A 13,646-nucleotide genomic window follows, 5' to 3' on the forward strand; every position below is an offset into this window, starting at 1 on the left:
CTGCTCCCCTGGCTGCGAGCACTAACAAAAATGTCGGTACTTGTAGAACGTATCGTGCAAGCCGAGCATGGTCATCACCAACTCCCCAAGGAGGTGGGCAAGATGCCTGCACAGACTCCCGTAACGGTCATCGGCCTCGGCGCCATGGGCAGCGCCCTCGCGACGGCCTTCATCGAAGCCGGGCACCCGACAACGGTGTGGAACAGGACCGTCTCTCGTGCGGCACCCCTGGTCGAGAAGGGCGCGAGACGGGCGGACTCGTTGACGGCGGCGATAGCGGCGAGCCCGCTGGTCGTCACGGTGCTGACGACACATGAGGCCACGGAGGAGGCGTTGGCTCCGGCCGCGGACGCGCTCAAGGGTCGTGCCCTGGTCACCTTGAACAGCGGCTCCCCGGCAGGCGCTCGCCGCATGTCCGCATGGGCGGAGAGGCACGGGGCCCGCTACCTCGGCGGGGCGATCAAGAACGTCCCGCCCGCGGTGGGCGCGGCGGACACTCTGCTGTACTACGGCGGCGAGGAATCGGTCTTCACGGAGTACGAGCAGACCCTCCGCGTCCTGGGCGGCGACACGGTGTACCTGGGCGCAGACCCGGATCTGGCCGCACTGTACGAGATGGCGGTGGGCGGCACGCTGCTGCCGGCTCTCGTCGGCTTCTTCCAGGGAGCGGCGGCGCTGCAGTCACGCGGCCTGGAGGCGGCGTCGATGGTCCGCTTCGCGGTGAAGTGGTTCGAGATGATCAGCTCGGTGCTTCCCGTCATGGCCCAGGAGATCGACACGGGCGACTACAGCAAGCCTCTGTCAACGGTGAACGTCTTCGCGGCGGGCGTGGCCCATGATGCGGAGCTGGGCAGGGAGGCGAACCTGGACGTGACGTGGCACAAGCCTTTCCACGACTTGCTGAATCAAGCCATGGAGTCCGGCCGGGGTGAGGAGAGCATCGCGTCCCTGACAGAGGTGCTGAAGGGAAAGCCCTGATGACCGTGGCGGCGCTCGACGCTTGGTCGTCTTCGCGTACGTCTGACCGTCGTCGGAGCGGACTGGACTTGGGTCAGCAAGTCCGCCCTTGTCGCTCCGACTAACCGCCACCGGAACGCTGGATCACATCAATCGTGGGTCAGGACGTAAGAAAATCCGTGGACGGACCCTCAGCGCACCATTTAGTGTGTGGCTCCACGCCCTGAGATGGATGGAAGGAGGCGAGTGCCGTGCGATTCACACCTTTCCAGCGCTCCCTCTTTCCGCTGTCCCGGCGTGCTTCGTGAGTTCTGACCGGGAGCGCTCCCAGCAGCCTTGATCCCGGAGGAATCCATGACCGATGCGGTCATCCGCGCGCTCTCCGCGAGCGACGCCCATCTCTTTGACGCACTCCCCGACCCCCTGGGCGCCCGTGAAGGCCATCGGCGTACCCAGTTCCGCCCCGATTGGAAGCGCGTCGCCCTGCGCGACGGAGAGGTCGTCGCGCGCGGCGCGTGGTGGGGCGGCCCCAACGACTCGGAGCCCCTGAACATCAACTGGTTCGACGTGGCCGAGGGCGAGGAGGAGGCGGGGGCCGAGCTCCTGCGTTCCGCTCCCTGGCAGGTCGAACTCGAGATCAACCTGCCAGGTGGCTGGCGGGACAAGCCTGACCTGCGTGCCGGCGCCGAGTCGCGTTTCGCCGCCGCACGAGCCGCCGGGTACGAACTTTTGGTGGAACGCTTCCTGTACCGCTGGACCCCTGCGCGAGGCCTGCCCGAGCGGCCCGGACGCCTGCGCTTCAGCGCCGAACCCGACGACACCGTGTTCTTCGACGCGTTGCGCCGCATCCACTCCGTCACCCTGGACGCCCACGCGCTCAGGGCCATCGAGGAAGGCGGCCTCGACAAGGCCGCCCAGGAGGAACTCGACTTCTTCCACTGGTGCCCCTCGCCGCGGGAGTGGTGGCAGATCGCGTACACGCCGGAGGGCGACCTGGCCGGCATCCACATCCCGGCGCACAACTCCTCCGGCCCGACCATCGGCTTCATCGGGGTCGTCCCGGAACAGCGTGGTCGGGGCTATGCCTACGACCTCCTGGCGGAGTGCACCCACTTCCTCGTCGAGCAGGGCGCGGAGTTCGTCACCGGAGCGACGGACCAGGGAAACTTCCCCATGGCCGCGAACTTCGCCAAGGCCGGCTACCCCGTCGTCAAGGAACGCATCAACTTCCACCCGGCGGGCCAAGCGGCGTAGCGGCCTAGCGAGGAGAAGCACGCGATGAGGGGTCCGGTCCGAGGACAGGACCGGACCCCTTGTCAGTGCCTGCCCTGAGGGCACGCCGACCCACAGTCACGTGCGGGTTCACCCTGACCGACCCCTGGGGCATGGACAAGAGGGCCGCCACATAGGTGAGGGGCGGCCCTCTCCGGGTACCTGGAGTTGGACCCCAGGAGGACGCATGCCCCTTACGTTCCGCAAGAGCTTCCGGATACTTCCCGGCGTACGGCTGAACATCAACAAGCGCTCATGGTCCCTCACCACCGGCGGCCGTAACGGCCCCCGCCACACCCACAGCAGCACCGGCCGCCGCACCACGTCGATGGACCTGCCGGGCCCGTTCGGCTGGCGTCGCACTACAAAGCGACGGTAAGAGGCCAGCAGGAGACATCAGCCTTACCGTCGGCTCCGAGGCTTCAATGTCAGCGTCCGAAGCCCCGGGGCGAGGGCCCCGGGGCTTCGGCTTGCGCTTACTCGCCCGATCTTGATCGTGCTCACACGGAACGCCGCACCCCTCTGCCGTTGCCCCGCCGCTCACTCCAAGCTCTCTGCGCGCCGCCGGTGCGGCCACGCCGCGTTGGTCGCTGCGCGCAGCAGCCATTCGACCGGACCGTGACGGTGGCGGCGCAGCCACCATCGGCTGACCACCAACTGGCACATGAACAGGGTCAGTGCGATGACGGTCACGAGGGGCGGGGACACGCTTCCCACCAGAGCGGCGCCGAAGCCGGTGAACAGCAGTACACACAGCAGGGATTGGGTGAGGTAGTTGGTGAGGGCCATCCGTCCTGCTGGAGCCAAGAGGCCCGTGAACCGGCGGCCTCGGCCGGTGGCTGTCAGCCGCAGGACGGTGGCCGCGTACGCGGCGGCCAGCAGCGGTGCGGTCACCACGTCCACGCCGAGGGCGGCCAACTGGTAGGGAGTTCCGGGGTGTTCCAGGCTCGCGTGGGCGTAGACCACTGCACCGGCCAACCCGGCGGAGTAGCCGATCTGTTGGAGCCGTCGCAGTACCGGCCGGGACCTGGCGGCATCGGCCAGCACCTCGTGGCGGCCCGCGGCGAAGCCGAGCAGGAAGGCGGCCAGCGCGGCCGGAGCCTGGAAGAAGATGAGCAGGAACGCGACGTCCGGGAGCTGTGCGAGGTGCGCGCCGATCACCGATCCCGGGTCGCCGCGCAGGGCGTCCGTGGCCTGCCGGGCATCGACCGCTGCGGAGGCCGCGTCCATGCCGCCACCGCCGGCCGCGTACTGAACGACGCCGAGCAGGAAGTAGCCGGTGGCGGTGACCGCGAACAGGACGACCGCGCTCTTGACCGCGTTGCGGGGCCGGGTGTTTCGGGCGGCGAAGAGTATCAAGCCCAGCAGGGCATAGGTCGTGAGAATGTCCCCGGGGAAGAGGACCACGGCGTGGAAGGCCCCGATGGTGAACAACGCTGCCAGGCGGCGTAAGAACCGGCGGGAGAAGCGGGCGCCACCGCGTGCGGCGGCGGACTTCGCCTGGAGGGTGAAGCTGTAGCCGAACAGGAAGGAGAACAGCAGGAAGAACTTGGCCTCGAAGAAGGTCGCCACCAGGAAGCGGATCGTGTGGTCGGCCGGGGAATCGAAGTTCGGGTCTTCCAGTCCGGTGCCGTGGTGGGCGGAGGCGAAGTAGGTGATGTTGACCATCAGGATGCCGAGGAGTGCGAATCCTCGCAGCGCGTCGACGTCCGTGATCCGCTGTTCTTGTGGGCTTGAGGGCGTCAGTCGCGGCGTCGTGTCGGTCATGTCCGCCCGCCTTTACTCACGTCGGCGTCGGCTTCGGCGTTGGCGTCGGTCTGCTCGAGGAACTGGCGCTGGTCGGCGAGGAACCCTCTCGCGAACAGGGCCCGGGGCGCGAAGACCGCCGTCAGCGTGAGCTTGAACTGCGACTGTTCGATGTCGTGCTTCACCAGGGAGTGGGTGGCGTCCGGATACCGTGCTACCTGCAAGAGCGAAGCTGGGATCAGCTTGCGGTAGGTGGTTTCGGTGTCGGTCGCATCGACGTTGATGTCATGGCCGGCCAGGACGAGCAGGACTGGCGTTCCTTGGATGGCCCGCAGGTCTGCGGTGGCGTCGGCGGTGTAGTTCTTCTTGATGAACCGCCATCGGTCGGCCGTCATCCCTTGTGGATCGTCGACGGTGTCGCGGTATTCGGAGAACGACGCGTCGCGGCGCAGCAGTCGCAAGGTGGTTTCCCTTCGTCGCAACGCCGCTGCCGACTGTTCGGCGGAGGCGCCGTCCTCGCGCAGCTGGGCCAGGAGGTTGTAGCGGCCCTGCTGCTGCCAGTTGACGGCCGGGGATACGGCGACGACGAACCGCAGGTCGGGAACACGGGCCGCGACCTTCGGCAGCACCCATCCTGCCTGGCTCGCTCCCCAGAGCCCGATGCGTCGTCTGTCGATGTCGGGCCGCTGACGTGCCCAGGCGACGGCCGCCACGGTTTCGTCGGCACGATCGTCCATGCTCTGGTCCAGCCAGTTGCCCGACGAGCCGCTCACCCCCGGCTTGCTCAAGGACAGTGAGGCGTACCCGGCCTGGGCGAAGGACTCCCACAGGGGACGGTAGAAGCTGTCGTGGGTGGCGTCGATCGGCCCGTCCCCGTGGACGAAGACAACCAGCCCGTACGGGCCTCTGCCCTCTGTTGGCGAAGCCAGTACGCCGTCAAGGCTCTGTTTGCCGTGGCGCAGCGTGACGCGCTCTTCCCGGATGTCGTAGGCGTTCTGCCAGAACGCCGCCCCTGTCAGACCGGTGGCGACCAGGAGCAGAGCGACCAGGGACCAGATCGCTGCTCGTTTCCTGTGACTCCTGCGACGCCCGGTTCTGGGGTCGCCCTCGCGGTGCCTGACTCGCATACCCTGCCTCGCCTCGAATCTATCGTGATCTCAACGGTCGTTCTTTTTACGAACGTATCAGAGACGATAGTATGGGCGTACTGGCAGGCCGAGCCCGAGGAGAGCGGACATGACGCATGCGGAGAAGAACGACGCGAGCCAGGCCGAAGCGATTTCGGTGACCGTTCGCCGCGGTGTGCCGGAGGGGGCGGAGGACGTGGTGGCCAAGCTGTACTGGGAGGCGTTCGGCCGGAAGTTGGGCGCGGCGCTCAACCCGCCGGCCACCGGACAGCGCTTCATCGCGGCGCACCTGCGCCGGGACCGGGGTGTGGTGGCGCTCGCCGGTGATCAAGTGGTGGCAGTGGCCGGCTACCAGCTCGACGGCCGCGGGCTGACCGGCGGCGGCATGGCCGATGTCCTGGACACGTACGGCCTGTTCAAGGGGTTGCCCCGTCTTGCACTGCTGACGCTGTTCGAACGCCGGCCGGGCCCGGACCAGCTCGTCATGGACGGCATCGCCGTCGCTGCGGGCTTCCGGGGACGCGGCATCGGCAGTCTGCTGCTCGCCGAGGTCTTCCGGGTCGCCGCCGAGCATCACTGTGGGCAGGTGCGGCTGGACGTCATCGACGCCAATCCCCGCGCACGCTCCCTCTACGAACGCCACGGCTTCGCCGCGGTCCGCACCCAACAGACGCCTTACCTGCGCCGCCTGATGGGTTTCGGCGCCGTCACCACCATGCACCGTTCCATCACTCCGCAGGCCGGTGACCGGCCATGAGGGACAGCACGGCTCCCCCACCGCGCGCCTATGCTCGGTCCATGCCCGAGATCGTCCCCGAGATCCCCACCCGCCTGCTCGTCCACGCTTTGGTCCGCGAAGACGGCACCGTCGACGCCGGCGAGCTCTACACCATCGCGGGCGCTCTTGGTATGAGCGACCAGCAAGTACGCCTGTGCATCAAACGGCTCGTGGCCGAAGGCCGCTTCACCCACGAGGGCCGTGGCCGCAAAGCGCTGCTGCATGCCACCGCCGACGTCACCGGGTCCCTGGTCCCCGAAGTGGAGTACGTCCGCTACGCCTACGCGCAAGATCTCGGACAGGCACCGTGGGACGGCCGCTGGCATCTCTTCGCGTTCGCCGTCCCGGAATCGGCCAGAGCAGCTCGTGACACGCTGCGCGACACCCTCCTCAGACTCGGCGCTGCCGCCGTCCAGGGCGGTCTGTACGTCAGCGCCAACCCCATCGAGGAGCGGGTCGAGGCGCAGGCACGACACCTCGGCGTCCTGGATGCCCTCACGACGTTCACCAGCAACGACCTGCGCATCGGAAACCGTCGTGATGCCACGGATCTGGCCACCCACCTCTGGCCGCTGGAGGAGATCGCCAACCGCTATGACGTACTGACCGCCCTCGCCCAGGCTCGCCTCGGCCAACTCGACGCCTCAACCGAGACGACTGAGATCGACTTGCTGACCATGGCCGTCGAACTCGCAGCCCAGTTCACCCGCGCCATGGCTCCAGACCCCCTCCTCCCGCCCCAACTACTCCCCCAGCCCTGGGCAGGAGCCCGCGCACGCCACCTTGCCGCCCTGTGCTGGGCCCGGCTCCTCGAGCACCAGTCAGCCACAGCCGCGGACAAACACCACCATCTCCGCCTCTTCAGGCTCTACGCCGACGCCATCCAACCGGCACCCCACTCAGGGCGCTGAACGGATGAAAGAAAAGCCACCGCCAAGCCATCACCCGCCACTGGCGAGGCCGCGTCCACCCCACCAACGCACACACACCGGAAAACGGAACGGAGGGGATGGGTGGAGTGCTTTCCCCGGTCAAATTCACAGAGGGCTGTGCGGTTGAACCCGTGTGGTCGTCACGTGGGACGGCGTGGTGGCCGGCCGGAGCATCTGTCCGGCGGCGAGCTCGCGGTAGGTGGCGCTGGTGGTGAGCAGTTCCTCGTGACCTCCGCAGGCGACAGCGGTTCCCTTGTCGAGGACGATGATCCGGTCGGCGTGCTGGACCGTGGACAGGCGGTGCGCGATGACCAGGACCGCACACTCTCGGGCCACGTCGCGCATCACGGTGGTGAGCTCATTTTCGTTGACGGCGTCCAAATGGGAGGTCGGCTCGTCAAGGAGCAGGAGGGCGGGCCGGGCGAGAAGGGCGCGGGCCAGGGCGACTCGCTGGCACTCGCCTCCGGAGAGGGTGCCGCCGCGTTCGCCGAGCATCCCGGACAGGCCGCCGGGCAGACGTTCGACAACGCCTGTGAGCTGGGCGAGTTCGACCACGCGCCGGACGTCGGCCTCGGAGGCGTCGGGGTGGGCGTAGGTGATGTTGTCCCGCAGTGAGCCGTGGACGACGTGGGTGTTCTGGTCGACGATCGCGATGCGCGACCGGCACTCCTCGCGGCTCAGCTCAATGGCAGGCCGGCCGTCGAAAAGCAGGGCGCCGGAGTCCGGTTCGTAGAATCTGGCCACCAGAGCGAAGATCGTGCTTTTGCCCGCACCCGAGCGGCCGACCAGAGCTGTCTGGCTCCGGGGAGGGACGGTGAAGGAGATGCCGCGCAGCACAGGCCGGGTCGGGTCGTAGCCGAAACTGAGCGCCTGCAGGGCGAGGGCCGGCTTCTCGTGCGAGACGATCTGCCAGGCCGGTTCCTCGATACGTGCCGGGGGCGGCGTCTGGACTTGTGACGGCTCCGCCGGTAGGGACAGCGCTTGTTCGATGCGTTGGTAGGCACCCATGCCGCGCTGGATCAGGCCGACCGCGCGGAAGACCGAGGACAGTGGCAGGACCAGGTACGAGGCGTAGAGCAGGAAGGCGACCAGGTCGCCGAGGGAGTTGGCGTCCGTGCTCACCCGCAGGCCGCCGATGACCAGGACGATCAAGAAGGAGCCCTGGACCGCGAGTTCGACGGCCGGGCTCATCACGGAGGCGAGTTTCGCGGTCCGTACGCCAGCGGTGTACGCCGATTCGACGCATTCGCCGATGCGGGCGGCTTCGCGGTCCTCCGCCCGGTGCACCCGGACCATCGGCAGGGCACCGAGCGCGCGTTCCAGGTCGGCGGCGATCGCGCCGATGGAGGTCTGTATCCGCTCGGAAGCAGCCCGGATGCCCTTGAGCAGCGAGGCGACGATCATGGCGGCGATGATCACGGTCGCCGCGACCAGAAGGAGCAGCAAAGGGTCGATCCACAGCATGAGGACGATCGCCCCGACAGCGACGAGGCTTCCGGTCACCAGGTCGACCAGTGCCTGGGACACCACTTCCCGCAGCAGGGTGGTGTCGGTGGTGACCCGGGAGATCAGATCGCCGCTGCGATGCTTGTCGTATTCCCGCATCTCCAGCCGGAGCAGCCTCCCCACCAGGCTGTGACGCAGCCCTCGTACGACGCGTTCGCCCATGCGCTCCAGAACGAAGCGACCCACCGCGCCCGTCGCCGCTTCGGCGACGAACAGCGCGGCCAGGAGCAGCAGAAGGGGCCCCAACACCTGTCCGCGTCCGCTCGCGTCCACGGCCTGCTTGGCGACGAACGGCTGAGCCAGGCCCAGAACGGAGCCGACCAGCGTGAGCACGGTGGCGACGAGGGCGGACGCCCGGTGCCCGTCCGTCAGCCGGTACATGGTGGCGACCGCGGCCCGCGTGGAACGGTCGTCCTCAGCGGCAGTCTGTGGCTTGTCCATGACGGCGCCGATCATCGGTCCGATCGACTCGCGGCAGCGACCGTGATTAGCCGGGTGAAGTAGTCGTCGGGTACGCCCTCACCCACCGGACGGCCCTCCGCCTCGATCCAGGCGTGCGCCGTGAACGGCGGCACCACGCGCACCCCCGTGCACCAAGTCGGCCAGTCCCCTGTCAGGCGGCACAGCAGGGCGGCTCCCAGGGAACGGGGCAGGCAGCCCTTCGGGCCGGCGCAGCGCAGGCTCACCGAACACATGGCATCCCGCGCGTTCTTGGCTCGTGCGCCGGTGGCCGGCCCGGCGCCGCGGCACGCGAGGCCGAGCACGGTACGGATGTGACGAGGTGGCAACAGGGAAAGCACGAGGGCGGGCAACAGGACCAGTCGGGCGGCCAGGCGCCACGCGAAGGGAACTCCGGTGGGCCGCTCCAGTGCGCTGGGTGTCGTCATTCCGCAAGACCCGAGGTCCGAAGCTCCTGCACGAGGGTGTCGACGTCCTCCCTCGCCCGGACGACGTCGATGTCGAACTCGCCGACGACCGCGGCGACCGCGTCCGCTTCGTCACCGCCCGCCATCAGCGTCTTGACCACCAGGGTGGCGGTGGGATTCAACTCCCAGTACTCCCCTGCACGTTCGTCCAGAAGAACCGTGCCGTAGTCGGTATCTGCAGCGGAGACGTTGGCGCCGAACCGCAATGCCATGGTGTGGGTACCTTTCCCGGGTCGAGTTCAGAAAGCGCTTCTAGTGACTGGCCCGCGCAGGGGACTCGGTGGTGGTGGGGGCGAGGCCGCGCAGCCACACTTCGGCGGCGATGGTCGAGTAGAGGATCGCGTCGCGCAGTTCGGGGGTGGCGGGCCGCTGGGCGAGCCGGCGCAACACGTTCCCGTCGACCAGGCCCAACTGTTCCAACTGGGAGTCGTCCCAAAGGGCCCCCAGATCGGCGCGGTGTTCGCGCAGCCCGTCGGAGGCGTCCATGGAAGCGGCGGCCTTGTTGGTGCGCCGCAGGCATGCGTCGGGCACGATCCCGTTCATCGCGGTGGTCAGGAGGGGCTTGTACTGCCAGGGCGTGACACGCTCACTCGGGCGCACCGCCAGGCATGCCTCGATGACGCGGTCGTCGAGGAACGGCGATGCCATCGGCACGCCTGCCCGGGCGGCCATCCGGTCCCACTGGCGGATGATGCGAGTGCAGGAACGGATCTGGTCGAGGTCGGCGTGCAGTCCGCGATCCGGGTGCAGCGGCAGAGCGCTCGCCGCTGCCTCGCGCAGCGCCCGCTGCGCTGCCCGTTCGGCGTCGGAGGTGACCCAGTCGAAGAGACGTGGGGGCATACCCCAGCCGAGGCTGGTGCTGACCGTGGCGGGCATCGGGTCACGCAGGCGACCACTGGAGTCGGCCAGCCACTTCTCGTACGGCCGCGAGTCGGCCAGCGCCCGTGCCGTGCCTCCCAGTGGCCACTGCCACAGGGCCCGAAAGCCGCGAAGCTGAGCAAGGGCGAACAGCGGGCGGGTGCGCAGCAGCCGATGGTAGTAGGCCTCGGAGCACCAGGCCACGTGGTCGCCGCCGATGCCGGTCAGGTGCAGTCGGCTGCCGCACTCGGCCATGGCGGGCAGGTGGTGCAGGACCCGGGAGCGGTCCATGACGCCGATGGTCGGTTCGTCCAGCAGGTCGTCGATGCCGAGCAGGTCGTTGTAGACCAGTGGTGAGGCCTCGGCGTCCCAGACCACATGGTCGATGTCGGGCATTGACCGGGCGGCCTGCTGGGCCCAGTAGAGGTCGGTGTCGGCGGGGTCGCGCCCCGGCCAGGTGCTGGCCACCACCTGGGCCGGTGAACGGTACGCCAGGAAGCAGATCGAGGTGGAGTCCAGGCCGCCGGACAAATCACTGCTGACCACGCCGCCCTGCCGGGTGCGGGCATCGACCGCCGTGGCCAGAGCGTCCCGGACAAGGGGTGCGCCATCGGCGAGCGTGCGCGACGGCTCCGGCAGTGTCCACCAGCGCGAGTGGCGCACGGTCCGGCCGTCCGCCGCGACGATCAGCGCGTCCTCGGGAGACACGGCGGTGACGGCGCGCCACATGGGTGCCTCTGCGAGCGGATGGGGAACCGGCCACAGCAACCGGACCGCCAGTTGCTCCTCGTCCGGTGCGGCACCGAGGATTCCAGCGAGTACGTCTGCGCGGCTGGCAGCCACCCGCACGCCGTCAACGAGGGCGTGGAAGACCAGCCGGAGCCCGGACGCGGTGCCCTGCACCCTGAGCCGACCGTCCAGAGCGGCGACGAGGTGGAAGCTGCCGGGCAGGGAGCGCGCCAGTCCGTCGAGCTCGCCAAGGTCACGCAGCTGCCCGGCACGACGGGCGAGTTCACCGGCATCGACCGGACAGCAGCCGATGACAGCCAGACCGGTACGGCCGGCGTGTGCGGTGACGATCTCGTCGTCGTGCCACTGGCCCACGAGCCAGGGACGGCCCGAGGCGTGCGGCAGCATGCGCATTCCGGGGCGGGAGAAGGAGCGAGCCGCGGCGGCCGCGTCCTCACGGTCGCTGAAGACCGTGAAATGCGCGTCGCCGGGGCCCGTCCCCGCACTCTCGTGCAGTTCATTCATGACGTCGCGTCAGAACCGTCGGTCGTCAGTTCTTGCTCAGGATGAGCCGGTCGTTGCCGGAATGCTGCAGGAGCCCGGTCTTCTTCCGGAACGTCCCCAGCCTGGCGAGGGTCGGCGCTTCATACGCTTTCTTCATGACGTCTCCCTTACGTGCAGATGTCACGACGCCTCCCTGGGCGGCTGTGAACCGGAGGCCGGTATACAGCAGCCCTGCCCAGGGCTCATCGGAAGCCCCCAGCGAGGAAGCGGGTGCATTCCATAGCTACCTGCATCAGTAGGCGCCGGGGCAAGACCGCTGAAGAAATTGGGATTATACGCAAAGGGCAGATGCAGTCGGATGGCTGCACTGCCGGTAGCGGCTTCCAGTGAAAAGGAGCCATGGGCGAGCGGGCGCCTACTGCGATACAGAGAAACGTTTCGATCTGCGTATCCCAAAGTCCGCAGCGGGATTTTCGAGGGGCACGTCGGCGGGAATTGAACGGAGCCGCCGGGGCTCACTCCGCTCTCCAGGCCGTGCTCCCTCCCCATGCTCGCCTTTCCTTGATGGCTGGATGCAGCTGCCCGGTCCGCGTACGGCCCACCGCCGTCCGCTTTCGGCAGAGCCGTTCAGCCCGCCTTCGTCCCCGCCCGCCGGGCCGCCCGTCAGACCTGCCACCTCCACGAACAGCAGCACACGTAGACGAGGATCGCGCACGTAAGGAAGCCACAGGATGGAAGGCGCCCAGCGCGCGGCTGAAGAAGCCGCCGTCGGCAGCCGCCATCGCCTGCATACGGTCGCTGACGATCATCCAGGCACCGCCTTGGGTGAGCAGCGCGAAGACGAACATCACCGCGGTGAGGATGAAAAGCCGTCCCGCCGCGCTGCCGTAGACGTCGAAGACTCGCAGCCGGGCACCCGGCCCGGGGCGGCCGTCAGCAACTGATCGGAGGATCTGAGACCGCGTCTGCGTCAGGCGGCGCTAGTCAGGGACTCCTGGCATACCCCATAGGGCGGCCCTGTCGCCGACTTCAGCTTGCGGGCACAGATGGCGCCACGGCGTGAGAGACGGAGGGCGGCCCGGACGCCCGAAGAGGAGCTGCCTGCCGTGCAAGCTCAGACGGAGTCTTGCCAGGTCGTGGACGTTGTCGTGGATGAGCAGAACCCGGGCTACCTGGTGGGGGTCGTGTTCGGTGATCTGTCCGCCGACGCGGCGCAGGCAGAGCTTGGCAGCGCCCCCGGCCGCGCCCGGGACGACGCGCGCCTCGACCAGACGCCGCCGGTCCCACGCCCAGTACACGAACTCCCCGAACAGGTAGAAGGCACCTGCGTAGAGGGCCCATATGGCGTCCGAACCCGTCCACAGGACCAGGCCGAGGAAACCGAGACAGCAAGCCGTCACGCCCATGCGCCGAAGCCGCGGAACCGTCTGCGTGCTCTGGTCGTCCGCGTCCCAGAGCAGGTCTCCACCGGTAGCCATGCCGCCATCATGGGCCCTACGCGTCTTCGTGAGTAGCCCGGAGTGGGCCCGCCCCACGGATGTAACCGTCCAGGGGGTGCGGCTCCAACTCCCGGCGTGGTCAGGAGGGTTGCAGCTCTTGCCGTTCGAGCTGTCCGCACCGACACCCTGCCGCTGACGCTCGGCCGATGCCGCTTCTCAGGCGGGCCACAACACTGAACCTCAAGCAGGCGTGATCCGCTTGTCGGCCGTCCGGGCCGGGGACAGGGCCGGGGCCAGCCAGCGGGTGAGGAAGGCGCGCAGCCCCTCTTCGTCGTGCGGCGGCCGGCCGGGGTGCTGCAGCAGGGACGCCAGAAGGCGCATGATGATCTCGGCGAGGCCCTTGAGGTCGTCGTCCTCGATGCCGGCGGTGGTCCAGTCGACGGGAAAACGCCGCAGCATCTCGGCGCCGTAGGTGATGGTCTGCTGCGTGGTGGTGCCGCGGCCGAAGGCATTGGTGTCGTCGAGTTGCAGCAGCAGGCTCAGGCGGGGCTCGGCGGGGATGGTCCGGACACAGAACACCATGCCTTCGACCACGGCCTCGGCCGGGTCGGTGATGCCCTGCAGGTGCGCGATCATCAGGTCGACGAACGATTCGGCGCCCTGGGCCGCCACTTCACCGATGATGTCGCTGATGCGGCCGAAGTGGCGGTAGACGGTCTGGCGGGTGACGCCGAGCTCGGCGGCGACGTCGGACAGGGTGGTTTTCGCGGCGCCGTGCCGGTCGATGCAACGGGCGGTCGCGTCGACGATGCGCTGACGGGCCTCCGCGTCCGATGCGGGAGGTCTGCCTCCCCAGCCGTGGTGCCCCATGG

At 68.5% G+C, this 13,646-nt stretch carries 15 protein-coding genes; 6 read left to right on the forward strand and 9 right to left on the reverse strand.

What is annotated here, in order from left to right; translation table 11 throughout:
* The first annotated feature begins 30 nt into the window (after positions 1–30).
* The 3 genes from ACWFRU_RS04445 (at position 31) to ACWFRU_RS04455 (ending at position 2,608) form a co-directional block, all read left to right on the forward strand.
* Positions 31–978, forward strand: a complete 948-nt coding sequence (locus tag ACWFRU_RS04445) for an NAD(P)-dependent oxidoreductase (RefSeq protein WP_453684579.1) — start codon at positions 31–33, stop codon at positions 976–978.
* Positions 979–1,311: 333 nt separating this feature from the next.
* On the forward strand, positions 1,312–2,211 hold the full coding sequence (locus ACWFRU_RS04450) for a GNAT family N-acetyltransferase (RefSeq protein WP_453684581.1): 900 nt from the start codon (positions 1,312–1,314) through the stop codon (positions 2,209–2,211).
* A 205-nt stretch (positions 2,212–2,416) separates the two neighbouring features.
* On the forward strand, positions 2,417–2,608 hold the full coding sequence (locus ACWFRU_RS04455; RefSeq protein ID WP_453684583.1) for a DUF4236 domain-containing protein: 192 nt from the start codon (positions 2,417–2,419) through the stop codon (positions 2,606–2,608).
* Positions 2,609–2,769: 161 nt separating this feature from the next.
* Here ACWFRU_RS04455 and ACWFRU_RS04460 read toward each other — a convergent pair whose 3' ends face one another.
* Both ACWFRU_RS04460 and ACWFRU_RS04465 read right to left on the reverse strand, forming a co-directional pair.
* Complete coding sequence (locus tag ACWFRU_RS04460) at positions 2,770–3,996, reverse strand: DUF418 domain-containing protein (RefSeq protein WP_453684585.1); 1,227 nt, start codon at positions 3,994–3,996, stop codon at positions 2,770–2,772.
* Entirely contained in the window at positions 3,993–5,102 is a 1,110-nt protein-coding gene (locus tag ACWFRU_RS04465) for an alpha/beta hydrolase family protein (protein WP_453684587.1), read from the reverse strand. The genes ACWFRU_RS04460 and ACWFRU_RS04465 overlap by 4 nt, the downstream gene beginning before the upstream one ends.
* Before the next feature lie 109 nt (positions 5,103–5,211).
* Here ACWFRU_RS04465 and ACWFRU_RS04470 point away from each other — a divergent pair, with 109 nt between their 5' ends.
* Together ACWFRU_RS04470 and ACWFRU_RS04475 are read left to right on the forward strand one after the other, a co-directional pair.
* A complete protein-coding gene (locus tag ACWFRU_RS04470; RefSeq protein ID WP_453684589.1) occupies positions 5,212–5,859 on the forward strand; it encodes a GNAT family N-acetyltransferase in 648 nt (215 codons plus the stop codon).
* Between the two features lie 41 nt (positions 5,860–5,900).
* Positions 5,901–6,791, forward strand: a complete 891-nt coding sequence (locus tag ACWFRU_RS04475; RefSeq protein WP_453684591.1) for a PaaX family transcriptional regulator C-terminal domain-containing protein — start codon at positions 5,901–5,903, stop codon at positions 6,789–6,791.
* 126 nt (positions 6,792–6,917) lie between these two features.
* Here the strand turns inward: ACWFRU_RS04475 and ACWFRU_RS04480 are convergent, their stop codons facing one another.
* Genes ACWFRU_RS04480 through ACWFRU_RS04500 form a run of 5 tightly spaced genes read right to left on the reverse strand, consistent with a single transcriptional unit; the run spans position 6,918 to position 11,492 of the window.
* A complete protein-coding gene (locus ACWFRU_RS04480; protein ID WP_453684593.1) occupies positions 6,918–8,759 on the reverse strand; it encodes an ABC transporter ATP-binding protein in 1,842 nt (613 codons plus the stop codon).
* A gap of 11 nt (positions 8,760–8,770) precedes the next feature.
* Positions 8,771–9,205, reverse strand: coding sequence for a lasso peptide biosynthesis B2 protein (locus ACWFRU_RS04485; protein ID WP_453684595.1), 435 nt, complete (start codon positions 9,203–9,205; stop codon positions 8,771–8,773).
* Positions 9,202–9,456, reverse strand: a complete 255-nt coding sequence (locus ACWFRU_RS04490; RefSeq protein WP_453684597.1) for a lasso peptide biosynthesis PqqD family chaperone — start codon at positions 9,454–9,456, stop codon at positions 9,202–9,204. The genes ACWFRU_RS04485 and ACWFRU_RS04490 overlap by 4 nt, the downstream gene beginning before the upstream one ends.
* Before the next feature lie 40 nt (positions 9,457–9,496).
* Positions 9,497–11,356, reverse strand: coding sequence for a lasso peptide isopeptide bond-forming cyclase (locus ACWFRU_RS04495; protein WP_453684599.1), 1,860 nt, complete (start codon positions 11,354–11,356; stop codon positions 9,497–9,499).
* Between the two features lie 25 nt (positions 11,357–11,381).
* Complete coding sequence (locus tag ACWFRU_RS04500; protein ID WP_453684601.1) at positions 11,382–11,492, reverse strand: keywimysin-related RiPP; 111 nt, start codon at positions 11,490–11,492, stop codon at positions 11,382–11,384.
* Between the two features lie 574 nt (positions 11,493–12,066).
* On the opposite strand from ACWFRU_RS04500, the gene ACWFRU_RS04505 reads away from it, so the two are divergent.
* On the forward strand, positions 12,067–12,279 hold the full coding sequence (locus ACWFRU_RS04505) for a hypothetical protein (protein WP_453684603.1): 213 nt from the start codon (positions 12,067–12,069) through the stop codon (positions 12,277–12,279).
* Positions 12,280–12,315: 36 nt separating this feature from the next.
* Here the strand turns inward: ACWFRU_RS04505 and ACWFRU_RS04510 are convergent, their stop codons facing one another.
* Both ACWFRU_RS04510 and ACWFRU_RS04515 read right to left on the reverse strand, forming a co-directional pair.
* Positions 12,316–12,813, reverse strand: coding sequence for a hypothetical protein (locus tag ACWFRU_RS04510; protein WP_453684604.1), 498 nt, complete (start codon positions 12,811–12,813; stop codon positions 12,316–12,318).
* A 201-nt stretch (positions 12,814–13,014) separates the two neighbouring features.
* Positions 13,015–13,644: a TetR/AcrR family transcriptional regulator gene (locus ACWFRU_RS04515; RefSeq protein ID WP_453684606.1), complete on the reverse strand. Its 630-nt coding sequence runs from the start codon at positions 13,642–13,644 to the stop codon at positions 13,015–13,017.
* Between the last annotated feature and the right edge of the window lie 2 nt (positions 13,645–13,646).

It is taken from the genome of Streptomyces sp. NPDC055099 (genome assembly GCF_053607685.1).

Excerpts from the sequence above, each read along its gene's own strand:
- ACWFRU_RS04445 (WP_453684579.1), top strand. The coding sequence starts at position 31 with ATGTCGGTACTTGTAGAACGTATCGTGCAAGCCGAGCATGGTCATCAC.
- ACWFRU_RS04450 (WP_453684581.1), top strand. The coding sequence starts at position 1,312 with ATGACCGATGCGGTCATCCGCGCGCTCTCCGCGAGCGACGCCCATCTC.
- ACWFRU_RS04455 (WP_453684583.1), top strand. The coding sequence starts at position 2,417 with ATGCCCCTTACGTTCCGCAAGAGCTTCCGGATACTTCCCGGCGTACGG.
- ACWFRU_RS04460 (WP_453684585.1), bottom strand. The coding sequence starts at position 3,996 with ATGACCGACACGACGCCGCGACTGACGCCCTCAAGCCCACAAGAACAG.
- ACWFRU_RS04465 (WP_453684587.1), bottom strand. The coding sequence starts at position 5,102 with ATGCGAGTCAGGCACCGCGAGGGCGACCCCAGAACCGGGCGTCGCAGG.
- ACWFRU_RS04470 (WP_453684589.1), top strand. The coding sequence starts at position 5,212 with ATGACGCATGCGGAGAAGAACGACGCGAGCCAGGCCGAAGCGATTTCG.
- ACWFRU_RS04475 (WP_453684591.1), top strand. The coding sequence starts at position 5,901 with ATGCCCGAGATCGTCCCCGAGATCCCCACCCGCCTGCTCGTCCACGCT.
- ACWFRU_RS04480 (WP_453684593.1), bottom strand. The coding sequence starts at position 8,759 with ATGGACAAGCCACAGACTGCCGCTGAGGACGACCGTTCCACGCGGGCC.
- ACWFRU_RS04485 (WP_453684595.1), bottom strand. The coding sequence starts at position 9,205 with ATGACGACACCCAGCGCACTGGAGCGGCCCACCGGAGTTCCCTTCGCG.
- ACWFRU_RS04490 (WP_453684597.1), bottom strand. The coding sequence starts at position 9,456 with ATGGCATTGCGGTTCGGCGCCAACGTCTCCGCTGCAGATACCGACTAC.
- ACWFRU_RS04495 (WP_453684599.1), bottom strand. The coding sequence starts at position 11,356 with ATGAATGAACTGCACGAGAGTGCGGGGACGGGCCCCGGCGACGCGCAT.
- ACWFRU_RS04500 (WP_453684601.1), bottom strand. The coding sequence starts at position 11,492 with ATGAAGAAAGCGTATGAAGCGCCGACCCTCGCCAGGCTGGGGACGTTC.
- ACWFRU_RS04505 (WP_453684603.1), top strand. The coding sequence starts at position 12,067 with ATGGAAGGCGCCCAGCGCGCGGCTGAAGAAGCCGCCGTCGGCAGCCGC.
- ACWFRU_RS04510 (WP_453684604.1), bottom strand. The coding sequence starts at position 12,813 with ATGGCTACCGGTGGAGACCTGCTCTGGGACGCGGACGACCAGAGCACG.
- ACWFRU_RS04515 (WP_453684606.1), bottom strand. The coding sequence starts at position 13,644 with ATGGGGCACCACGGCTGGGGAGGCAGACCTCCCGCATCGGACGCGGAG.